The organism is Streptomyces sp. NPDC023157 (genome assembly GCF_055560575.1).
In genome coordinates this window covers 1-21,220 of record NZ_JBVHIL010000004.1, presented here as the reverse complement: position 1 = coordinate 21,220, position 21,220 = coordinate 1, and the positions used below count along the sequence as shown (strand labels likewise).

The following is a 21,220-nucleotide window of genomic DNA, read 5'->3' as shown; positions in this document are numbered from 1 at the left end:
GGCGGGGGCTGCGAAAGGGGTGCGGACACCCGGGCGCACGTCGGGCACTGCTCTCCCCCTCATGAGGACCTCATGGATGACTTGCGGTCAGTTCCTGTGCCGTGCTCAGTGGTTGACGTCCCGTTCGGGTGGGACATCGGGTGGGGCGTCGGGTGTGACTTCGGGTGTGACTTCGGGTAGGACGCCGATGATCGACTGCTTGCGGAGGACGATCCTACGGTTGCACCCCGGGGGCGCATCAAGGGTCTCATGGCGCCGTGTGCGCCGGGGTGCGATCCCAGTCGGCCGGCAGCCGGGGCACGGGCCATGCGGGGTCCGGCCGCCAGTCCTCCCAGCCGTCGGAGAAAGGTGCCCCCCAGGAGCGGATCAGTTCGACGGCGGACCCGCCCGCCGCCTTGACGCGCGCGGCTTGCGCCGGGTCCATCAGACCGGCCCGCTGGGCCTGGGCGAACTCGTCCTCGTCCCGCCACAGCCAGCTGCGGTCCGGGTAGACGGAGATGTCGAGGAAGTGGTCCTCGGAGTCGACGCCGCCGGACCAACGGGTGCGGGGCTCCTCCAGGTTCACGTACCAGCTGCGGAAGCGCCAGCCCCGGTCCCAGAACAGCCAGACGGACCACGGCTCCGCGGGCGCGGCCAGCTTGAGCACGCCGGTGCCGAACCAGTGCGAGCGGGTGGTGGTGCGCGGCGCCGTGTACCGGGTGGCCAGCGGCTCCTCGTGCACGGGGGTGCCGTCGGTCAGGACCGGCTTGACGCATTCGGTGCCGGGCGCCATCCACACCGCGAGCAGCTCCGGGGTGTCCCGCACGACGGTCACCGGCCGGCAGATGTGCACGTCGCCGGTGCCGTTGTCGCGGTAGCGCCAGAGGATGTGATCCCCAGGCGCCCAGTGCTGGGGGCGGCCGGATCCTGTCATGCGCAGATCTTAGGGGCGCGCCCCCGGCACCGCTGCGGCGAAGGTCACGGAAGCGCCGACGGTAGGCGAGAACGGGTCAGGGGCGGGCCGGGGGCGGGCCGGGCGCCGTCAGGTGCGGGACCGGGGTGGCATGGGGGTGCGTCAGGGGCGGGTCATGCGCAGGACGTCGAGGGCCTCGTCGAGCTGGGCCAGGGTGAGGTCGCCCCGCTCCACGTACCCGGACTCCAGGACCACCTCGCGGATGGTCCTGCGCTCGGCCAGCGACTTCTTGGCGACCTTGGCGGCCTCCTCGTACCCGATGTACTTGTTCAGCGGGGTGACCACCGACGGCGAGGACTCGGCGTACTCGCGGGCCCGCTCCACGTTGGCGGTGATGCCGTCGACGGTGCGGTCCGCGAGCAGGCGGGAGGCGTTGGCGAGCAGCCGGACCGACTCCAGGAGGTTCTTGGCGATCACCGGGAGCATGACGTTGAGCTCGAAGTTCCCGGCCGCGCCCGCGACCGCGACCGTGGTGTCGTTTCCGGTCACCTGGGCGGCGACCATCAGGACCGCCTCGGGGATCACCGGGTTGACCTTGCCCGGCATGATCGACGAGCCCGGCTGGAGGTCCGGCAGGTTGATCTCGGCGAGCCCGGTGCGCGGTCCCGAGGACATCCAGCGCAGATCGTTGGCGATCTTCGTGAGGGAGACCGCGATGGTCCTGAGCTGCCCGGACGTCTCCACCAGGCCGTCCCGGGCGCCCTGGGCCTCGAAGTGGTCGCGGGCCTCGGTGAGCGGCAGTCCGGTGGCCCGGGCGACCTCGGCGATGACGGCGGCCGAGAAGCCGGGCGGCGTGTTGATGCCGGTGCCCACCGCCGTGCCGCCCAGGGGGAGTTCGGCGAGCCGGGGGAGCGTGGCGCGCAGCCGCTCCACGCCGTACCTCACCTGGGCCGCGTAGCCGCCGAACTCCTGGCCGAGGGTCACGGGGGTGGCGTCCATCAGGTGGGTGCGGCCGGACTTCACCACGTCCGCGAATTCGGCCGATTTCCGCTCCAGGGACTCCGCCAGATGGGTGAGTGCCGGGATCAGGTCGTGGGTGACGGCGCCGGTGGCGGCGATGTGGATCGAGGACGGGAAGACGTCGTTGGAGGACTGGGAGGCGTTGACGTGGTCGTTGGGGTGCACCTCCCGGCCTCCGGGCAGGCGCTCGCCGGCGAGGGTGGCGAGCACCTCGTTGGTGTTCATGTTCGACGAGGTGCCGGAGCCGGTCTGGAAGACGTCCACGGGGAACTGCTCGTCCCAGCGCCCCTCGGCGACCTCGTCCGCCGCCTGCGCGATGGCCTCCGCGACCTCCTTGTCGAGCACGCCGAGTTCGGCGTTGACCTTGGCGGCGGCGGCCTTGATCCGGGCCAGGGCCGCGATGTGGGCGCGCTCCAGGCGCTGGCCGCTGACCGGGAAGTTCTCCACCGCGCGCTGGGTCTGGGCGCGCCACTTGGCGTGGGCGGGGACGCGGACCTCGCCCATGGAGTCGTGCTCGGTCCGGTAGCCGGCTTCGTCGTTCATCTTCGTCATCCTCCTGGCTGTTCTGGTCGGGGGGTGACCTCCCGAACCCCCCGAAAAACTTGAGCACTTGTCTTGTTAGACGTATTCCCAAGACGCTTACCGGCCAGTAAAAACCGTGGGTAACCCCACTTCCAGGAGGCGCAATGAGGCGCACCAGGTACAGACTCCGCTGGCCGATCGCAGCCGTCGCCGCGGCGGCGGCGGCCCTCGGCAGCATGACGGCCGCCACCCCCGCCGGCGCGGCCGACACGAGCAACACGGCCAACACGGTCCAGATCACCTCCGTACCGCTCCCGCCGGAGCTGGAGGCGGTCCGGGCCGCCGAGGCGACGAAGATCTACGGCAGCCCGGAGGAGCGCCCGCTCGCCCAGCGCAAGACGGGTCTCATCTCCCTCGGCGACAGCGAGATCTCCGGCGAGGGCGTCGGCAACTACGAGGCGCCGACCAACGGCCCCACCAACTGGTGCCACCGCTCGCCCGACGCCGCCATCCACCGCACCGGGATCCCCGCGGACCTCACGTTCAACGTGGCCTGCTCCGGCGCGTACACCGGCAACATCCGCATCGGCGGCTCGAAGCAGTACGCGGACGAGCTCGTCCAGAGCGACAACCTGGCCGTCAAGGCGCGCAACACCCGCATCAAGATGGTGCTGCTCGTCGCCGGCGCCAACGACGACCTCCAGTTCGGTCCCGTCATGACCGACTGCGTCCAGCGCTACCTGCTCCTGCAGGGCACCTGCGAGCCCAAGTACGCCCCCGGCTGGCAGGCCCGCGTCGACGCGCTCGTCCCCAAGGTCGAGCAGACCGTCGGCGACCTGCGGACCGTCATGCGCGACGCCGGGTACGCCGACACCGACTACAAGCTGGTCCTGATGGGCTACCCGAGCCCCATCGGACCGGACTTCAACGACAACCCGAACTTCCCCGGCAAGCTGTCCTGCGGCGGCCTCGGCTACGACTCCGACACCAAGTGGGGCCGCAACACCGCCGTCCCGGCCTTCGAGCGCGGCATGCGCAAGGCCGCGGCCGACACCGGCGCGGTCTTCCTCGACAACTCGCGGCTCTTCCACGGCCACGAGGTCTGCATGGAGGACACCTGGGCCCGGGGCCTCTACATCGACCTCTCCAAGCCCGGCACCCCGGACGAGAACTCCGTCCGCCAGTCCTTCCACCCCAACTACCGGGGCCACGGCGCCTTCGCGTCCTGCCTGACCCAGATCTACGGCTCCGGCCTGCGCGAGGCGAGCTGCGCGGACGTCGACTCCAGCGGCACCCCCACGCTCTTCCCGCTCGCCTGGGACGACGCCTACCGGCCGCTGAAGAACGCGGCCACCGGCAACTGCCTGGACGTCAACGCGTCCGAGTCGGCCAACGGCACCGCCGTGCTCGGCTGGGACTGCCACGGCGGCCGGAACCAGAACTGGTGGTACGACTCCGCCCGCCGCACCGTCCACACCGGGCTCACCCAGGACCGCTGCCTGGACGTCCCCGGCACGAACTACTCGGCGGGCACCGCGCTCATCGTGTGGAACTGCCACGGCGGCGCCAACCAGAAGTTCGTCCGCGACGGCGACACCGTGCGCCCGGCCGGGGCGACCGGCCTGTGCCTGACCCAGGGCGCGGCGAAGGAGGCGATCCGGCTCCAGAACTGCACCGGCTCGGCCAACCAGCGCTTCGTCTGACCTGGGCTTCGTCCAGCGCGTACGCGAGCAGGGCCCCGGCCACCGTGGGGGTGGCCGGGGCCCCGCGCGTTCGCCCGAGTGGGCGAATCCGGGGCGCCCGTCGGAGAATGTGAAGCGGGCTCGGGGAGAACAGCCACCTCGCGGGAGGCAGCACATGATCCGCAGCTCCAGGAGGATGGGCGCGCTCGGCGTCTGCACGGTCGCCGTCCTCGCCCTCGGTCCCGTCGCCCCGGCCTCGGCCGACACCGTCGACGGCTTCGAGTTCACCCTGTACGCCAAGCAGGTCGCCGGGCCGTCGCCGAGCGCGAGCATGCCGGCGCCCAAGGTGGGGGACACCATGGCCTTCGCCGACGACCTCTACAAGACCAAGGACGCCGGCGGCGACAAGGTCGGCCGGGACGGCGTCGTCTGCGCCGTGGTGCGCACCGGGGACCCGATGGACCTCCAGTGCGTGGGCACCGTCGTGCTGAACGGCGGCCCCGGCGGGACACTCGCGCTGCAGACCCTCGCCGCCGTCGACCCCAACGACCAGGCGCCGCCGGCGCTCGACATCGCGGTCACCGGTGGCACCGGCGACTTCAAGAACGCGCGCGGCTGGGTCCGCTCCACCCCGGACGGCGACTGGTCCAGGATGGACTTCCACATCACCACGCGCTGAGGCCGCCCGTCGGCGGCAGGGAGCGGCCTACGACAGCTTGCCGCCGTAGTCCGGCAGCTTGAACGTGCGCTCGGCGTGGCCGCCGACGAGGTCGGTCGTGTTGTTGCCGATGTTCGCGATGATCGTGTAGCCCTTGGCCTCGATCTCCGCGCGCTTCTCCGTCTTGTACGCGCTGACCTCGGCGAACAGGTCGGGCAGGGACCGTACGTACAGCCCGTCGACCGGGTAGCCGGCCCGCTTCAGGTTCCAGTCGGTGAGGGACTGGATGATGCCGGGGCGGGCCGTCACGAAGAAGACGGCCACCCCGCGCTCGTGGGCGTCCTGGACCAGCGCGCGGACGTCGGCGATCGCGGGGGTCGGCAGCTCCCAGAACGGGTGGAAGTCCGTCTCCAGGGAGGAGTTGTCGATGTCGAGGACGATCGCCTGCTTCTCGCGGCCGGCGTCCGCGGCCCGCTCCTCGATGTAGGGGCGCGCCTCGGCCACCACGGCGGCGACGTCACGGCGCCAGGTCGTGTAGTCGACGTGCTTGATCGCGGCGGTCGACGTCACGTGGGTGTCCGGGTCGGCCGCGAAGGCGGCGGGCGCGGGGCCGACGACGAGGAAGGCGGTGGTCAGGGCGACGGCGGCGGTTGCCGAGGCCTTGGCTGTGGCGGAGGGCATGGGGGGCTCCCGAGGGTCGACCGGCTCAGTGGTTGACATGCTCGCGGCCAATACTGGCCAGTAAGTGACGCCACGGCTACCGGTCGGTAGCCACTTTCTGAGCGGAGATCGACAACAGGCGGGAACGGCGGCGCCCCCCGGTCCCGAAGGACCGGGGGGCGCCGTGCCGTGCGGGCCGCAGGGGTCAGCCGAGACCCGGGCCACGCACCGGGATGTGCGTGAAGGTCGGCTCCGGCGCCGGGTTCTGGAAGAAGTCGTTGCCCTTGTCGTCCACCACGACGAACGCCGGGAAGTCCTCGACCTCGATCTTCCAGACCGCCTCCATGCCGAGCTCCTCGTACTCGACGACCTCGACCTTCTTGATGCAGTCCTGCGCGAGCCGCGCCGCCGGGCCGCCGATCGAGCCGAGGTAGAAGCCGCCGTGCGTGCCGCACGCGTCCGTGACCTGCTTGCTCCGGTTGCCCTTGGCCAGCATGACCTTCGAGCCGCCCGCCGCCTGGAACTGCTCCACGTACGAGTCCATCCGGCCGGCCGTCGTCGGGCCGAAGGAGCCGGAGGCGTAGCCCTCGGGGGTCTTCGCCGGGCCCGCGTAGTACACCGGGTGGTCCTTCAGGTACTGCGGCATCTCCTCGCCCGCGTCCAGCCGCTCCTTGATCTTGGCGTGCGCGATGTCGCGCGCCACGACCAGCGGGCCGTTCAGCGAGAGGCGGGTCTTCACCGGGTGATTGGTCAGCTCGGCGAGGATCTCGTCCATCGGCCGGTTGAGGTCGATCCGCACGACCTCGCCCGCCTCCAGGTGGGCGTCCTCGGTCTCCGGCAGGAAGCGCGCCGGGTCGGTCTCCAGCTGCTCCAGGAAGACACCCTCGGCGGTGATCTTCGCGACCGCCTGGCGGTCGGCCGAGCAGGAGACGGCGATGGCGACGGGCAGCGAGGCGCCGTGGCGGGGGAGGCGGACCACACGCACGTCGTGGCAGAAGTACTTGCCGCCGAACTGCGCGCCGATGCCGATCTTCTGCGTCAGCTCGAAGACCTTCTCCTCCAGCTCCTTGTCCCGGAAGCCGTGGCCGGTCTCGGCCGAGCCCTCGCCGGGCAGCTCGTCCAGGTAGTGCGCGGAGGCGTACTTGGCGGTCTTCAGCGCGAACTCGGCACTCGTGCCGCCGACCACGATCGCCAGGTGGTACGGCGGGCAGGCCGCGGTGCCCAGCGAACGGATCTTCTCCTCCAGGAACTTCATCATGGAGGCCTCGTTCAGGACCGCCTTGGTCTCCTGGTAGAGGAAGGACTTGTTGGCCGAGCCGCCGCCCTTGGCCATGAAGAGGAACTTGTACGCGCCGCCGTCGGTCGCGTACAGCTCGATCTGCGCGGGCAGGTTCGAGCCGGTGTTCTTCTCCTCCCACATGGTCACCGGGGCCATCTGCGAGTAGCGCAGGTTCAGCTTGGTGTACGCGTCGAAGACGCCCTTGGACAGGGCCTCCTCGTCACGGCCCGAGGTGAGGACGTTCTGGCCGCGCTTGCCCATGACGATCGCGGTGCCGGTGTCCTGGCACATGGGCAGGACGCCCGCGGCGGCGATGTTCGCGTTCTTGAGGAGGTCGAGCGCGACGAACTTGTCGTTGCTCGACGCCTCCGGGTCGTCGATGATCCGCCGCAGCTGGGCCAGGTGGGCCGGGCGCAGGAAGTGCTGGATGTCGTGGATGGCCTCGGCGGCCAGCCGGCGCAGTGCCTCCGGCTCGACCTTGAGGAACGTACGGCCGTCGGCCTCGAAGGTGGAGACGCCGTCGGCGGTCACCAGGCGGTACGGCGTGGTGTCCTCTCCCAGGGGGAGCAGATCGGAGTACGCAAACTCAGGCATGACGGCGGCCATTCCTCACTCGGCAGACAGCTGCGCCGCCTCCGTTGGCGGCGCGCCCTCCAGCGTAAGACGCGGACGCGGCGCGGATCCTGTGAGGTAAGGCTCACTAGCCGTCCCGAACACTCCGCGATGGCGCATTCCGCGCCCTGTCCACAGGACACGGCGCCCTCCCCTGGTCGCGATCTATCGCGTTTCGCTAGGCTGAGGACGTGGACCTCGAAAAGCAGCCCCAGCAGCCGGTCGCTCCCACCGAGCCCGCCCCCGCGCCCCGGCCCGCCTACGCGGATCCGGAAGGCTCGCTGCGGGCCTCGGACGCCGACCGGGACCGGATCGCGGACATCCTCAGGGACGCCCTGGCCGAGGGACGGATCGACCCCGAGGAGCACTCGGACCGCATCGACGCCGTCTACCGCGCCAAGACCGTGGGCGAGCTGGAGCCGTTGGTGCGGGACCTGCCCGCGGCCCGGTCCGGGGCCGCGCCGGCCGCCGCCCCGCTGTACGGCCCCGAGGAGGCGGAGGGCCCCGCCGACAACCTGGTCGCGGTCTTCTCCAGCACCACCCGCAAGGGCCGCTGGCGGGTCGGCCGCAAGACCAACGCCTTCGCGCTCTTCGGCAACGTCGAGATCGACCTGACCGAGGCGATCTTCGCCCAGCGCCTCACCACCATCAACGCCACCTCGATCTTCGGCAACGTGGAGGTCCGCGTCCCGGAGAACATCAGCCTGCGCGGCAGCGGCACCGGCATCTTCGGCAACTTCGAGGTGGTGACCCTGGAGGGCGCCGACCCGCAGGCCCCCCTCGTGGTCGTCAACGGCTTCACCGTCTTCGGCAACGTCGAGGCCAAGCCCAAGCGCGGCAAGTGGATCACCGACCTTCAGGGCCGCGTCCAGGACAAGCTGCGCAAGCGTCTCGACGGCTGACGCGGGCGGTCCGCTTCCCGCCGGTTCGGCCGTGAATCCCCCTTGATTCCCCGGATTTCCCCGGGCGGCGATCCGGAGTGACCGGAATTCGCCGCCCGGTGTCCGCGCTGCGGAACTCGGGGGCACGCAGTGCATAGGCGCGCGCACAGCGGGTAGGGCTGGTGCATCGTCGCTCGCTCGCGAAGCCGTCGTCAGGAGTAGACCGTGCTGCACATGCCGCATCAGCCCCTCCAGGTCGCCGCCGTGCCGTCCCAGCGCGTCCCCGCTCGGGAGGACGAGGCCGGCCCCTGGCACACGGAGGCGGTGTGCCGTCGGGACGAGGCCGGACTGTTCTTCGCCCCGTCCAAGGAGCCCACCGCCGCCCGGCTCTCCCGCGAGGAGGCCGCCAAGCGGGTCTGCGCCCGCTGTCCCGTGATGGTCGCCTGCCGCGAGCACGCGCTGCTCCAGCCCGAGCCGTACGGGGTGTGGGGCGGGCTCACCGCCGCCGAGCGCCGTGTCGTGCTCGCCCGGCGCCGCCGTCGCGACGTCGAGCTCAGGAAGACCGCCACCGAGGGCATCGCGCAGGCCGGCTGACGGGTCCGTCGCCCGTACGGGAAGGGGCGCCCCCACCGCACATGGGGGCGCCCCTCTTCGTACCGTCGTCGCGTCGGCCGCCGTTCCCGGCGGGCCGCCGACCGCGGGTTACTTCGCGCGGTCGAAGTCGATCTTGCTGTACGCGCGCAGCTTCGAGAGCCGGTGCGTGGAGTCGATCTGGCGGATCGTGCCGGACTTCGAGCGCATGACGAGCGACTGGGTGGTCGCCGTCTCGGCGCGGTAGCGCACCCCGCGCAGGATCTCGCCGTCGGTGATGCCGGTGGCGACGAAGAAGACGTTGTCGCCGGAGACCAGGTCGTCGGTGGAGAGCACCCGGTCCAGGTCGTGGCCGGCGTCGAGGGCCTTCTGGCGCTCGGCCTCGTCCTTGGGCCACAGCTTGCCCTGGATGACGCCGCCGAGGCACTTGATGGCGCAGGCGGAGATGATGCCCTCGGGGGTGCCGCCGATGCCCATGAGCATGTCGACGCCGGTGCCCTCGCGGACGGCCATGATCGAACCGGCGACGTCGCCGTCCGAGATGAACTTGATCCGGGCGCCGGTCTCGCGGATCTCCTTGACGATGCCCTCGTGCCGCGGGCGGTCCAGGATGACGACCGTGATGTCCTCGGGGGAGGAGTTCTTGGCCTTGGCGACCCGGCGGATGTTGACCGAGACGGGGGCGTTGATGTCGACGAAGTCGGCGGCCTCGGGGCCGGTGACCAGCTTGTCCATGTAGAAGACCGCGGACGGGTCGAACATGGTGCCGCGGTCGGCGGCGGCCAGCACGGCGATCGCGTTCGGCATGCCCTTGGCGTTCAGGGTGGTGCCGTCGATCGGGTCGACCGCGATGTCGACCTCGGCGCCGGTGCCGTCGCCGACCCGCTCGCCGTTGAACAGCATCGGGGCTTCGTCCTTCTCGCCCTCGCCGATGACGACGACGCCGTTCATCGAGACGGTGGAGATCAGGGTGCGCATGGCGTTCACCGCTGCGCCGTCCGCGCCGATCTTGTCACCGCGGCCGACCCAGCGGCCGGCGGCCATGGCGGCCGCCTCGGTGACGCGGACCAGTTCGAGCGCGAGGTTGCGGTCGGGGGCCTCGGGAGAGACCTCCAGTTCGGGCGGGAGGTGGTGCTCGGTCATCAGAGCGCACCTTTCTGTACGGCGACGGCCGGATAAAAGAGGGTGCTGTGACTCTATCGTCAGGTCGACAAAATGAGCAGAGGGGCCCACGTATGAGCACAACACCATGATGCGACCATGGGGGCGTGGCAGGTATGCGAGGCAGGCAGACGGTACGAGGGATGTTCCAGTCCCTCGGGGTGATCATGGTCGCCGCGGGTGTGATGTATCTCTTCATCCCGCACGACGACAAGGCGGACCCGGTCCCGACGAAGGACTACCGGGTCGAGCTCCTGACGGCCCAGCGGGCGGCACCGTACCCGGTGCTGGCCCCCGAGGGCCTCGGCGACGACTGGCGCGCGACGGTCGTCTCGTACAAGCGGGAGAACCACGACGCGTGGCAGCTCGGCTTCCTGGACCCGGACACCCAGTACGTGGCGGTCCACCAGTCGACCGAGGAGGCGCGCAAGTACGTGCCCGACGTCACCCTGCAGGCCAAGAACTCCGGCAGGACCCAGTCGGTCGCCGGAAAGGTCTGGCAGCGCTGGGAGGGTCCGAAGTACGACGCCCTGGTGCGGACCGAGAACGGCGCGACGACCGTCGTGACCGGCACCGCGTCGTTCGACCGCCTCGCGCAGATGGCGGGCGCGCTCCAGGGGAAGAAGGTCTAGCCCCCGGAAGCGGGCATACGAGGAAACCCCCCGGGCGCTGGGCGCCCGGGGGGTTTCCTCGTGTCCGGTGTCCGGGTCCGAACGGATCAGACGGTGGTGATGACGTCCTCGTAGGCGAGGCGCGGCTGGCGCGGGAACGGGGAGGCGTCCTCGCCCGGCTTGCCGATGTTGATGACCATCAGCGGGGTGTGGTCGGCGTCCAGGAACTCCTTCTGGACACCGGCGAAGTCGAGACCGGTCATCGGGCCGGCGGCCAGGCCGGCGGCGCGGACGCCGATGATGAAGTACGCGGCCTGCAGGGCGCCGTTCAGCAGAGCGGACTGCTCGCGGACCGGACGCTCCGAGAAGAAGAGGTCCTTGGCCTGCGGGAAGTGCGGCATCAGGGCCGGGAGCTCCTCGTGGAACTCGTTGTCCGCGGAGAGGATCGCGACCAGCGGGGCCGCGGCGGTCTTGGGCTGGTTGCCCTCGGCCATGTGCTTCACCAGGCGCTCGCGGGCCTCGGGGGAGCGGACCAGGGTGATGCGCAGCGGGGTCTGGTTGAAGGCGGTGGGGCCGTACTTGACCAGGTCGTAGATCGCCTGGACCTGCTCCTCGGTCACCGGCTCGTCGGTGAACGTGTTGGCGGTGCGGGCCTCACGGAAGAGGAGGTCCTGGGCGGTGGGGTCAAGGGCGAAAGACATGCTGCGTACCTTCCGGGGTGTACGGGGGCTATGGCTACGACAGTACGCCCAAGGTAGGTGAAACTTCAACAATCCTATCCGGATAGTGATCCGCTTCACAGGTCGAGTCTACAGCGACGCCGTCGAGACCCCGATGCCTACTCGTCCCCGGAGCCGCCGGCACCGGCCGAGGACCCCTCCGGCTCCTCCGCGGCGAGCGAGGCGTCCAGACGGGCGCGAGCCCCCTCCAGCCAACGCCGGCACACCTTCGCCAGCTCCTCGCCGCGCTCCCAGAGCGCCAGGGACTCCTCCAGCGTCGTACCGCCCGCCTCCAGCCGCCGCACGACCTCGATGAGCTCGTCGCGCGCCTGTTCGTAGCCGAGTGCAGTCTCTTCCGCGCCCGTGCGTGCCGCCATGCCAACCACCCTTGTCTGTCAGATCCTTGACGTTCTTCTGTACTTCCCGACACTTCTCTGACCTCGGGAAGCGATCCGGCTGCCACTGAGCCGGGGAGCGGCCCCGCCGGGGCGGGAACGGTCCCGCCGTTTCGGGAGGCGCTTCCGCCGGGCCGGGGAGCGCCCCCGCCGCGTCGTGGAGGGGTCCCAGCGCGTCAGGGAGCCGTCCGGCGCACCGTGAACTCGCCCGCGGCCACCCGCGCCCGCAGCTCCTCGTCCACCGCCACCTCCACCGGGTCCCGGACCACCGACCCGTCCGCCCGCTGCAGCACCGCGTACCCCCGCTCCATCGTCGCCGCGGGCGACAGCGCCCGGACCCGCGCCCGGGTGTGCGACAACTCCGACTCGGCCCGGTCCAGCAGATGCCCGAAGGTCCGCCGGCCCCGCGCGAGCAGCGCCGCGACCTCGTCCTCGCGGACCTCCACCATCCGCTGCGGGTGCTCCATCACCGGCCGCGCCAGCGCGTGCGCGAGCCCCCGCTCCTCCCGTTCCAGCAGCCCCCGCACGCTCCGCAGCGCCCGGTCCCGCAGGCCCTGCACCCGGTCCAGCTCCTCGCCCACGTCCGGCACGACCTTCTTGGCGGCGTCGGTCGGCGTGGACGCCCGCAGGTCCGCGACCAGGTCGAGCAGCGGCGAGTCCGGCTCGTGCCCGATCGCCGACACCACCGGCGTACGGCACGCGGCCACCGCCCGGACCAGCTGCTCGTCCGAGAACGGCAGCAGATCCTCGACGCTGCCGCCGCCCCGCGCCACGATGATCACGTCCACGCCCTCGTGCGCGTCCAGCTCCCGCACGGCCCCCACCACCTGGGGGACGGCCTTCACGCCCTGCACCGCCACGTTCCGCACCTCGAAGCGGACGGCGGGCCAGCGCCTCCGCGCGTTCTCCAGCACGTCCCGCTCGGCCGCCGAGGCCCGCCCGACGACCAGACCCACCAGCTGCGGCAGGAACGGCAGCGGCTTCTTCCGGTCCAGGGCGAACAGCCCCTCCGCGCCCAGGCTCCGCTTCAACTGCTCCAGCCGGGCGAGCAGCTCACCGATCCCGACCGGCTTGATCTCCACCGCCCGCAGCGACAGCTGCCCCCGCGGCGCGTACCACTCCGGCTTCGCGTGCACGACGACCCGGGCGCCCTCCGAGACGACGTCGGCGACGGCGTCGAAGACCTGGCGGTAACAGGTCACGTTGATCGAGATGTCGTACGAGGGATCCCGCAGCGTCAGGAAGACGACCCCGGCTCCCGGCCGCCGCGACAACTGCGTGATCTGCCCCTCGACCCAGATCGCCCCCAGGCGGTCGATCCACCCCCCGATGAGCCGGGAGACCTCCCCGACGGGCAGCGGCGCTTCGGCGGACGTGTTCAGACCCATGCGCCGAGCGTAACGGGGAGGTCGGACACGCGGGCCGTCCGCCGTGCGGCCCGTCCGCGCGGGGCCTCCGCTCACCCCACCAGCAGGGGGCCCCGTCGAACGCGCCCCCGTCAAACCCCCCGCCGAGACCCCTGCACCGCCAGCACCACCAACCCGATCCCCAGCCAGATCACCCCCACCACCTGCGCCGCCGGCGACGCCTCCACGATGACCGCGATCAGGATCGCCGCGCCCAGCACCGGGGCCACGACATGCCGGAACCAGTGCGGCGGGCCCTCCATGCGCCGCACCGCGAACCAGCCGACCACGCTCGCGTGCAGCAGCACGAAGGCCGTCAGGGCGCCCACGTCCACGACCGACACCAGATGGTCGAGCCCGTCGTCGCGCCGGGCCGCCCACACCGCGGCGATCATCGTCACCGTCGCCGCCACCAGCAGCGCCACCCGCGGCACCCCCGAGTCCGTCCGCGCCAGCACATGCGGCAGCCGCCGGTCGCGGCCCATCGCGAACAGCAGCCGCCCGCCCGCCGCCTGCCCGGCCAGCGCCGCGAACGCCGCCCCGATCGCCTTCGACACCGCCACCAGATCGTGCAGCCAGTCGCCGACGGCCGCGTCGACCGCGTCGTAGAAGGCCGAACCCTGCGCCGCCGGATCCGCCGCCAGCTCCTTCGAGGAGAGCGGTTCGATCAGCGCGACCAGCCAGGTCTGCGCCACGAACAGCACACCGGCGAGCGCCAGACAGAACAGCACCGCCCGCGCCACCTTCGCCGACCCCCCGGTCACCTCCTCCGCGAAGGACGCGATCGCGTCGAAACCGAGGTACGACAGGACCGCCACCGACACCGCCCCCAGCACCGCCGCGGCGGAGAACCCGGCGTCACCGGTCAGCGGCGACCACCAGTCCCGCTGCGCCCCGTCCCGTACGAGCACGACCACCGCCGACACGATGAACACCAGCAGGACCACGATCTCCATGGCCAGGACCGCGAAGCCGACGCGGGCCGCCGCCCGCACCCCCCAGAGGTTGAGCAGGGTCGTCACGACGACCGCGATCGCCGTCCACACCCAGCGGTCCACCTCCGGGACCAGCGCCTCCATCGCGATCCCCGCGAAGAGGTACGCGACGGCCGGGATCAGCAGATAGTCGAGCATCGCCATCCACCCGGCGATGAACCCCGGCCCCTCCCCGAGCCCCTTGCGCGCATACGTGAAGACGGACCCGGCCTGCGGAGCGACCCGCACCATCTGCGCGTAACTCAGCGCCGTGAAGGCCATGGCGACGGTCGCCACCAGGTACACCAGTGCGACCGCGCCGTGCGATTTCGCGTCGAGCGTGCCGTAGACGCCGACCGGTGCCATCGGGGCGATGAACAGCAGTCCGTACACGACGAGATCCCGGAACCCCAGGTCCCTGCGCAGCCCCGTGTGCTCCGCGAGCCGCGCTTCCTCCCCCGCCTGCCCCCGCGCGTCCTCAGCCATGGCGCCAGTTTCGGCCACAGCACCGCTCCAAACGCTGACCGACGCGGCCTTACGATGGGACGCATGACTGCAACGCCCGCGTCGACGCCCGCGACGAACCGCCCGAAGCGTGTCCTGCTCGCCGCTCCCCGCGGCTACTGCGCGGGTGTGGACCGTGCCGTGATCGCCGTGGAGAAGGCCCTGGAGCAGTACGGGGCCCCGATCTACGTCCGGCACGAGATCGTCCACAACAAGTACGTCGTGCAGACCCTGGAGCGGAAGGGCGCGATCTTCGTCGACCAGGCGACCGAGGTGCCGCCGGGCAACATCGTGATGTTCTCCGCGCACGGCGTCGCCCCCACCGTCCACGAGGAGGCCCGCCAGGGCCGGCTCGCCACCATCGACGCCACCTGCCCGCTGGTGACGAAGGTGCACAAGGAAGCCGTCCGCTTCGCCAACGAGGACTTCGACATCCTCCTCATCGGCCACGAGGGCCACGAGGAGGTCATCGGCACCTCCGGCGAGGCCCCCGACCACATCCAGCTCGTCGACGGCCCCGAGGACGTCGCCAAGGTCGAGGTCCGCGACCCCTCCCGGGTCGTCTGGCTCTCCCAGACCACGCTCTCGGTCGACGAGACCATGGAGACGGTGGACGCGCTGAAGGAGAAGTTCCCGCAGCTGATCTCCCCGCCCTCCGACGACATCTGCTACGCCACGCAGAACCGCCAGATCGCGATCAAGGAGCTCGCCGGCCAGGCCGAGCTCGTCATCGTCGTCGGCTCCAAGAACTCCTCGAACTCGATCCGCATGGTCGAGGTCGCCAAGCAGGCCGGCGTCCCCGCCGCGTACCTCGTCGACTTCGCCAGCGAGATCGACGAGGCCTGGCTGGAGGGCGTCACCAGCGTCGGCCTCTCCTCCGGCGCCTCCGTCCCCGACGTGCTGGTCCAGGAGGTCCTGGAGTGGCTGTCCCAGCGCGGCTACGCCGACGTGGAGATCGTCAAGACGGCCGACGAGTCGCTGACCTTCTCGCTGCCCAAGGAGCTGCGCAACAAGGAACTGCGCGCCGAGGCGGCGGCCCTGCTCGAAAACGAGTGACGCAGGGCTCCGGCCCGTAACGTTGGGTCCATGAACGTCTTCGGAGTGGACATCGGCGGCTCGGGCATCAAAGGAGCCCCCGTCGACCTGGACCGCGGCGACCTGACCGAGCCGCGCCACAAGGTACTGACCCCGCAGCCCGCCACACCCGACGACGTGGCGGGCTGCGTCGCGGAGGTCGTGGCCCACTTCGGCTGGCAGGGCCCGGTCGGCGTCACCTTCCCCGGCGTGGTGACCGGCTCCACCATCCGCACGGCGGCCAACGTGGACAAGTCCTGGATCGGCGTCGACGCGGGCAAGCTGCTCGGCGACCGCCTCGGCGGCCTGCCGGTCACCGTCCTCAACGACGCCGACGCCGCCGGCGTCGCCGAGATGGCCTTCGGCGCCGGCCGCGGCCGCAAGGGCACCGTCATTCTGCTCACCCTCGGCACCGGCATCGGCTCCGCCGTCTTCGTCGACGGGCGGCTCGTCCCCAACACCGAGCTCGGCCACCTGGAGCTCAAGGGGCACGACGCCGAGAAGCGCGCCTCCTCGAAGGCCCGGGAGGACGAGGACCTCAGCTGGGAGCACTGGGCGACGCGACGGGTGCAGAAGTACCTGGCGCACGTGGAGATGCTGTTCTCGCCGGAGCTCTTCATCATCGGCGGCGGCGTCAGCCGCAAGGCGGACAGGTTCCTGCCGCTGATCGAGGGAATCGAGGCGGAGATCGTCCCGGCGGAGCTGCAGAACAACGCGGGGATCGTGGGGGCGGGGATGGCGGCGGGTTCGGGGGTCTCGGGGGCCTAGGCGGCCTCGGCGGCCTCGCGGCCTCGGAGGGCCGGCCGGCCGGTGGTCCGGCGGGGGCCGGAACCTCCGCGGGGGTAGGGGGTGTCCGGACTGCGACCTTCACTTCGCTTCGCTCGTTGCGGGCGCCGCCACGTCCGGACACCCCCTACCCCCGCTCCGGATCCGGCCCCCTCCCCGCCGTCGTCCGGCTCAGCCGCGTTCCGGGGCCGGCCGTCGGACCGGGCGTACGGCGGCTCCCGCGGCGCGCTGGCGTCGGCCCATGTCCCGCACCTTGCGCACGCTGGTGATCACACCGGCGACGAGCGTGCCCCCGTACAGCCACCCGGCGTGCACGGCCAGCGCCGTCACCAGCGCCATCGCCTGCCCGCCCACCCCGCCTGTACCGCCCGAGATGGGCACGACGCCGACGGCGAAGGCGATGGGGACGCTGATCGGGGCGGTGACGAGGTCGGCGGTACGGACCCACAGTGCGGTCAGCGCGCTGACCGGCAGGAACAGCAGGCCGAAGACGAGCGGCGAACTGTCGAACAGCAGCCAGTCGAGAAAACCCAGCACCAGCATCACGGCGGAGGCGAAGAGGCCCGCGCCGAGGCCGGTGAGCCGCGGGTTCGGCAGCTTGCGCAACGCCACCACGACCGGCGGCGCCGGGCGCTCCACCCGGGGCTGGCCGGGCCGCGGACGGGCGGCGACGCGATAGACCGAGGCGCCCTCGACCAGCGCGCCGGGCGGCGTCAGAGGGGTCTGCGGCGGGCGCCCGGCGGGGCGCCGCGACCGCGGCTTGCGTGTCCTGTGCTGCTCCACCCCACCAACGTAGGTCGGAACGGGCCGGGAACCACGTGCGGGACACGCCCTTTGGGTGACCTTGGCGCGAAGAGCGCCGTCGGGGGCCGCTCCGGTGCCCCCGTAAACTGGGGGATCGCCCCACCTCCACTCCTCTAGGGAAGTCGCCACCGTGTCGCTCACGATCGGAATCGTCGGCCTGCCGAACGTCGGCAAGTCGACCCTGTTCAACGCCTTGACCAAGAACGACGTGCTGGCGGCCAACTACCCGTTCGCCACGATCGAGCCCAACGTCGGCGTCGTCGGCGTCCCGGACGCCCGCCTGACCAAGCTGGCCGAGATCTTCGGCTCCCAGCGCATCCTCCCGGCCACCGTCGACTTCGTCGACATCGCCGGCATCGTGCGCGGCGCGAGCGAGGGCGAGGGCCTGGGCAACAAGTTCCTGGCGAACATCCGCGAGTCGGACGCGATCTGCCAGGTCATCCGCGCCTTCAAGGACGAGAACGTCGTGCACGTCGACGGCAAGGTCTCGCCGAAGGACGACATCGAGACGATCAACACCGAGCTGATCCTCGCCGACCTCCAGACCATCGAGAAGGTCCTGCCGCGCCTCCAGAAGGAGATGCGGATCAAGAAGGACACGGCGCCCAAGGTCGCCGCCGTCGAGGCCGCCCAGGCGATCCTGGAGAAGGGCGACACCCTCTTCTCGCAGGGCATCGTCCAGGGCTCGGAGAAGGCGGAGCTCCTCCACGACCTCCACCTCCTCACCACCAAGCCCTTCCTCTACGTCTTCAACGTCGACGAGGACGAGCTGACCGACGACGCCTTCAAGGCCGAGCAGAGCGCCCTGGTCGCCCCGGCCGAGGCGATCTTCCTCAACGCCAAGCTGGAGCAGGACCTCACCGAGCTCGACGAGGAGGACGCCATGGAGCTCCTCCAGTCCGTCGGCGCCGAGGAGCCCGGCCTGGCCATCCTCGCCCGCGTCGGCTTCGACACCCTCGGCCTCCAGACCTACCTGACGGCAGGCCCGAAGGAGTCCCGCGCCTGGACCATCAAGAAGGGCGCGACGGCCCCCGAGGCGGCCGGTGTGATCCACACCGACTTCCAGAAGGGCTTCATCAAGGCCGAGGTCATCTCCTTCGCCGACCTGGTCGCCACGGGCTCGGTGGCCGAAGCCCGCTCGGCCGGCAAGGCCCGCATGGAGGGCAAGGAGTACGTCATGCAGGACGGCGACGTGGTGGAGTTCCGCTTCAACGTCTGAGCGGGTGAATTAGCACCACGTCGCTGACGCGGCAAACATGCAGGTCAGAAGGGGTCGGACTCTGCCGAGTCCGACCCCTTCGCCGTCACCGTGCTGGATGGGTGCTGGATATTCTGACGTGGGGTCAGCGGCAATCAGGTCTCGTAAACGGTGGACCGGTGTCCGACATGAACGACCCAGACCACCAGCTCTCCGTTGTCGAGGGTGTAGACGACGCGGTAGTCGCCGACGCGCAGACGGCGTCGCTCGGGCTGGGACACGAGTGCGGTGGTGTTGAAGCCGAGGGGATCGCTCTCCAGCTCGGTCAGCTTGGCCAGGATGCGCAGCGCCATGTCGCGAGGGATCTTCCGAAGCTCGGCCTGCGCCTCCGGTCGGAAGACGGTCCGGTACTCACTCACCGCGCGCCAGCGTCTCCCTCATGATGTCCTCGATCGGGATGCCGGGAGCGGGGTTGGCCATGCGCTCGTCGATGATCCGGTTGATCTCGCGCTCTTCCCACTCCTGGTACTTGCGCAGCACCTCGATGGAGACCACGGCGGCGACTTCCTTGCCCCGGCGCGTGATGACCGTGGGTACGTCGTCGCGGTCCGCACGCTCCACGACTTCCGCCAGGTGGGCGCGCACGTCGCGGATGGACTCTATGGGCAGCGGCTGCGTCATGCGCTCAAGCGTACCGAGTGTGCCATGTGTACACAACCTTGGTCGGGCCGTGTGGTGCTGGATGCGCTGGATGAACTCGCACCGTGCTGGATGGGTGCTGGGCAACCACTTCCAGAGCCGTGTTTCCGCAGGTCGGAGCTCTGCGTTGAACGTTCCGCTTCTAACGTGTAATACGTCCGGCGAAAGGCCGTCTGGGTCGGGGACTCCTCAAGGCCCAGCGGATGCCGCCTGGCTCGGTCCAGCAGGCCGATGAGAGCGGGGCCGCAGCGGGGATCGCCCATTCCTCGAAGACCTCGATGGCGGTCAGCTGACCGAAGCCGCCGCGAGGGAGGGAAGGCCGTTGATGACGGCGGGTATGGCGTCCGCGCCGATCCAGATCAGCTCCGAGTGCCTCGATGTGGGAGGTCACGACGCGGAGTGGTCCCGGCGCCAGAAGGTGGGGAGCCACCAGCAGAGCACCGAGCGGTCGTCGGGCCACGGGGCGCGGTCCTCGGCCGCCCAGTCCTCGAAGGAGTCGCGTGTCAGGTCGATGGGGCGCCAGGCGGGGTCGACCGGCTCGTCCTCGGCCGGCGGGCGGACGTACCGCCGGCCGTGCTGGTCGCAGGCGCCGAAGTCCTGGTAGTTCCGCTGGGCCTCGATCAGGGAGACCCTGTTCGCGCCGCCGCTCATGGTGGGCCAGCGGAACTGGACCCCGTCGTCCTCCCAGAAACAGACGGGACAGATCTCGTACGAGCCGGGCATCGCGCCCAGTACGCGGTGCCCGCAGCAGGGACAGGGACAGGGTCAGGAGTCACTCACCGGCGCAGTCTCCTTGCGGGCCCCGTCGGTGCGCCAGGGATTTCGCCGCCTCCGGCCAGTCCGCGGGTCAGTATCAGGCCGCAGGCATTCCGCTTCAATGTGTAGTCGTTTCGTCGAGCATGCAGGTGAGAAGGGGTCGGACTCTGGCGAGTCCGACCCCTTCTGTACTCCCGTTTCTGTACTCCCGTGCTGACTCGGAGCGGCCTTCTCAGCCAGTTCGGGGCGGCGTGAGCTTGCCGAGGTCCAGGCTGATATCGAAGGGCACCGGGCGCTGGAGGGTGCCCCGGAAGATCCCGGCGGGCGCGTAGACGCCGGTGGGTTCGTCGAGCTCGTAGACGTGGACGACAGGCGCCCCGTCCTCGTCCTCGATGCACCAGTAGTGCGGGATGCCGGCCTCCGCGTACTTGCGGAGCTTTACCGTGCGATCGCGATGGGCGGACTCGGGCGAGACGACCTCGACGACGAGCCGGACCTCCTCCGGCGCGAACCAGGTACGGTCGCCGTCGAAATCGGCCGTCGTCACCAGCAGGTCCGGCTCGGGACGGTTGCGCGGGTCGAGCTTGATGGTCATCTCGCGGCCGACTCTGGTGCCGGCGGGCACCTGCTCCATGAGTGCAACGGTGAGCATGGTGACGAGGTGGCCGTGCCACCACCTCTGGGGCGACACCATGAAGACGAGGGCTCCGTCGATCAGCTCGGTGTGGCGGGGTGCCTCGGGGAGGCGGTCGAGGTCCTCCGCGAACCAGCCTTCCGCGCGCGGCGGGCGCATCCAGTCGGGTAGTGCGGTCACGGCTTCACGGTAGCGGCCCGGGCATCAAGCCGGAGGGCTAACGAGAAGGAGGCCCCCTCGTCGTGGGGCGGGGCGGGGCGCGGGGGCGAAGTTGACACGGCTTCCCCTGATGCGTAATGTCCTCCGAGCTGTCCGACGTGAGCACCGATGCAGATCGGCCCCGGACAGCCATCCCGCAAGACCACAGAAGCCGACGGTTCTTTGTCGTTCCGTTCGTCTTCTCGTGCGTTTTTGCGGAATGAGGAATCTCTGTCCGAAGGATTCGAGTGCGAGTCGCTCGATTGGCTTCGGGGGCAAGGAATCCGCTAAAGTCTCACTCGTCGGAACGGCCCAACAGCCGAGAAGACAAAACCCGCTGACTGGGAGTCAGGCCCGAAAGGATCTGATAGAGTCGGAACCGCCGGAAGGGCCCGGAGCGAAAGCGAAAGGGACCGGAAAGCACCGAGGAAATCGGATCGGAAAGATCTGATAGAGTCGGAAACGCAAGAACGAAGGAAGCGCCCGGAGGAAAGCCCGAGAGGG

Annotated in this window: 21 protein-coding genes and 1 pseudogene; 8 read left to right on the top strand and 14 right to left on the bottom strand. The window is 70.6% G+C overall.

Annotation, left to right across the window (positions count from 1 at the left end; translation table 11 throughout):
* Positions 1-247: 247 nt before the first annotated feature.
* The gene (gene fomD, locus ACZ3ZE_RS15025) at positions 248-913 is read right to left on the bottom strand and encodes a cytidylyl-2-hydroxypropylphosphonate hydrolase (protein ID WP_361176158.1); all 666 of its coding nucleotides are present in this window, start codon (positions 911-913) and stop codon (positions 248-250) included.
* 141 nt (positions 914-1,054) lie between these two features.
* Positions 1,055-2,464, bottom strand: coding sequence for a class II fumarate hydratase (locus ACZ3ZE_RS15020; RefSeq protein WP_467259313.1), 1,410 nt, complete (start codon positions 2,462-2,464; stop codon positions 1,055-1,057).
* A 134-nt stretch (positions 2,465-2,598) separates the two neighbouring features.
* Here ACZ3ZE_RS15020 and ACZ3ZE_RS15015 point away from each other — a divergent pair, with 134 nt between their 5' ends.
* Positions 2,599-4,137, top strand: coding sequence for a ricin-type beta-trefoil lectin domain protein (locus ACZ3ZE_RS15015; RefSeq protein WP_361176162.1), 1,539 nt, complete (start codon positions 2,599-2,601; stop codon positions 4,135-4,137).
* A 154-nt stretch (positions 4,138-4,291) separates the two neighbouring features.
* Positions 4,292-4,795, top strand: coding sequence for a dirigent protein (locus ACZ3ZE_RS15010; RefSeq protein ID WP_361176164.1), 504 nt, complete (start codon positions 4,292-4,294; stop codon positions 4,793-4,795).
* Positions 4,796-4,822: 27 nt separating this feature from the next.
* Here the strand turns inward: ACZ3ZE_RS15010 and ACZ3ZE_RS15005 are convergent, their stop codons facing one another.
* Positions 4,823-5,455 carry an HAD family acid phosphatase gene (locus ACZ3ZE_RS15005; protein WP_361176166.1) on the bottom strand — a complete coding sequence of 211 codons (633 nt, stop codon included), beginning with the start codon at positions 5,453-5,455 and terminating at the stop codon, positions 4,823-4,825.
* A gap of 184 nt (positions 5,456-5,639) precedes the next feature.
* The gene (locus ACZ3ZE_RS15000; RefSeq protein ID WP_467259310.1) at positions 5,640-7,307 is read right to left on the bottom strand and encodes a fumarate hydratase; all 1,668 of its coding nucleotides are present in this window, start codon (positions 7,305-7,307) and stop codon (positions 5,640-5,642) included.
* Between the two features lie 209 nt (positions 7,308-7,516).
* Between ACZ3ZE_RS15000 and ACZ3ZE_RS14995 the strand changes: the two genes are divergently transcribed.
* Together ACZ3ZE_RS14995 and ACZ3ZE_RS14990 are read left to right on the top strand one after the other, a co-directional pair.
* Positions 7,517-8,227: a DUF1707 SHOCT-like domain-containing protein gene (locus tag ACZ3ZE_RS14995; RefSeq protein WP_361176170.1), complete on the top strand. Its 711-nt coding sequence runs from the start codon at positions 7,517-7,519 to the stop codon at positions 8,225-8,227.
* A 204-nt stretch (positions 8,228-8,431) separates the two neighbouring features.
* Entirely contained in the window at positions 8,432-8,800 is a 369-nt protein-coding gene (locus ACZ3ZE_RS14990) for a WhiB family transcriptional regulator (protein WP_361176172.1), read from the top strand.
* A 108-nt stretch (positions 8,801-8,908) separates the two neighbouring features.
* Here the strand turns inward: ACZ3ZE_RS14990 and glpX are convergent, their stop codons facing one another.
* Positions 8,909-9,940: a class II fructose-bisphosphatase gene (glpX, locus tag ACZ3ZE_RS14985; protein ID WP_361176174.1), complete on the bottom strand. Its 1,032-nt coding sequence runs from the start codon at positions 9,938-9,940 to the stop codon at positions 8,909-8,911.
* Between the two features lie 134 nt (positions 9,941-10,074).
* Here glpX and ACZ3ZE_RS14980 point away from each other — a divergent pair, with 134 nt between their 5' ends.
* Positions 10,075-10,590, top strand: a complete 516-nt coding sequence (locus ACZ3ZE_RS14980) for a DUF4245 domain-containing protein (RefSeq protein ID WP_467259783.1) — start codon at positions 10,075-10,077, stop codon at positions 10,588-10,590.
* Between the two features lie 86 nt (positions 10,591-10,676).
* On the opposite strand, the gene ACZ3ZE_RS14975 is transcribed toward ACZ3ZE_RS14980, so the two are convergent.
* The 4 genes from ACZ3ZE_RS14975 to ACZ3ZE_RS14960 all read right to left on the bottom strand — a co-directional run bounded on the left by ACZ3ZE_RS14975 (position 10,677) and on the right by ACZ3ZE_RS14960 (position 14,549).
* Positions 10,677-11,270, bottom strand: a complete 594-nt coding sequence (locus ACZ3ZE_RS14975; protein ID WP_361176178.1) for a malonic semialdehyde reductase — start codon at positions 11,268-11,270, stop codon at positions 10,677-10,679.
* A 137-nt stretch (positions 11,271-11,407) separates the two neighbouring features.
* On the bottom strand, positions 11,408-11,665 hold the full coding sequence (locus ACZ3ZE_RS14970) for an exodeoxyribonuclease VII small subunit (protein WP_361176180.1): 258 nt from the start codon (positions 11,663-11,665) through the stop codon (positions 11,408-11,410).
* A gap of 194 nt (positions 11,666-11,859) precedes the next feature.
* Positions 11,860-13,071 (bottom strand): exodeoxyribonuclease VII large subunit, encoded by a 1,212-nt coding sequence (gene xseA, locus ACZ3ZE_RS14965; protein ID WP_361176182.1) that lies wholly within the window; start codon positions 13,069-13,071, stop codon positions 11,860-11,862.
* A gap of 110 nt (positions 13,072-13,181) precedes the next feature.
* Positions 13,182-14,549: an APC family permease gene (locus ACZ3ZE_RS14960; protein WP_361176184.1), complete on the bottom strand. Its 1,368-nt coding sequence runs from the start codon at positions 14,547-14,549 to the stop codon at positions 13,182-13,184.
* 54 nt (positions 14,550-14,603) lie between these two features.
* On the opposite strand from ACZ3ZE_RS14960, the gene ACZ3ZE_RS14955 reads away from it, so the two are divergent.
* Positions 14,604-15,623, top strand: a complete 1,020-nt coding sequence (locus tag ACZ3ZE_RS14955; RefSeq protein ID WP_361176186.1) for a 4-hydroxy-3-methylbut-2-enyl diphosphate reductase — start codon at positions 14,604-14,606, stop codon at positions 15,621-15,623.
* Positions 15,624-15,653: 30 nt separating this feature from the next.
* On the top strand, positions 15,654-16,409 hold the full coding sequence (gene ppgK / locus ACZ3ZE_RS14950) for a polyphosphate--glucose phosphotransferase (RefSeq protein ID WP_467259307.1): 756 nt from the start codon (positions 15,654-15,656) through the stop codon (positions 16,407-16,409).
* Positions 16,410-16,598: 189 nt separating this feature from the next.
* Here ppgK and ACZ3ZE_RS14945 read toward each other — a convergent pair whose 3' ends face one another.
* Entirely contained in the window at positions 16,599-17,210 is a 612-nt protein-coding gene (locus ACZ3ZE_RS14945) for a DUF6542 domain-containing protein (protein ID WP_442305357.1), read from the bottom strand.
* A 151-nt stretch (positions 17,211-17,361) separates the two neighbouring features.
* Here ACZ3ZE_RS14945 and ychF point away from each other — a divergent pair, with 151 nt between their 5' ends.
* Positions 17,362-18,450, top strand: a complete 1,089-nt coding sequence (gene ychF, locus ACZ3ZE_RS14940; protein ID WP_361176190.1) for a redox-regulated ATPase YchF — start codon at positions 17,362-17,364, stop codon at positions 18,448-18,450.
* Positions 18,451-18,584: 134 nt separating this feature from the next.
* Here ychF and ACZ3ZE_RS14935 read toward each other — a convergent pair whose 3' ends face one another.
* The 4 genes and pseudogenes from ACZ3ZE_RS14935 to ACZ3ZE_RS14920 form a co-directional block, all read right to left on the bottom strand.
* Positions 18,585-18,848 (bottom strand): type II toxin-antitoxin system RelE family toxin, encoded by a 264-nt coding sequence (locus ACZ3ZE_RS14935; protein ID WP_356515150.1) that lies wholly within the window; start codon positions 18,846-18,848, stop codon positions 18,585-18,587.
* Positions 18,841-19,110: a type II toxin-antitoxin system Phd/YefM family antitoxin gene (locus ACZ3ZE_RS14930; RefSeq protein ID WP_019434848.1), complete on the bottom strand. Its 270-nt coding sequence runs from the start codon at positions 19,108-19,110 to the stop codon at positions 18,841-18,843. Before ACZ3ZE_RS14930 ends, ACZ3ZE_RS14935 begins: the two co-directional genes overlap by 8 nt.
* A gap of 405 nt (positions 19,111-19,515) precedes the next feature.
* Positions 19,516-19,878, bottom strand: a pseudogene (locus ACZ3ZE_RS14925) (CPCC family cysteine-rich protein); the annotation flags it as partial.
* A gap of 238 nt (positions 19,879-20,116) precedes the next feature.
* The gene (locus ACZ3ZE_RS14920) at positions 20,117-20,698 is read right to left on the bottom strand and encodes a Uma2 family endonuclease (RefSeq protein WP_467259303.1); all 582 of its coding nucleotides are present in this window, start codon (positions 20,696-20,698) and stop codon (positions 20,117-20,119) included.
* Positions 20,699-21,220 lie beyond the last annotated feature (522 nt).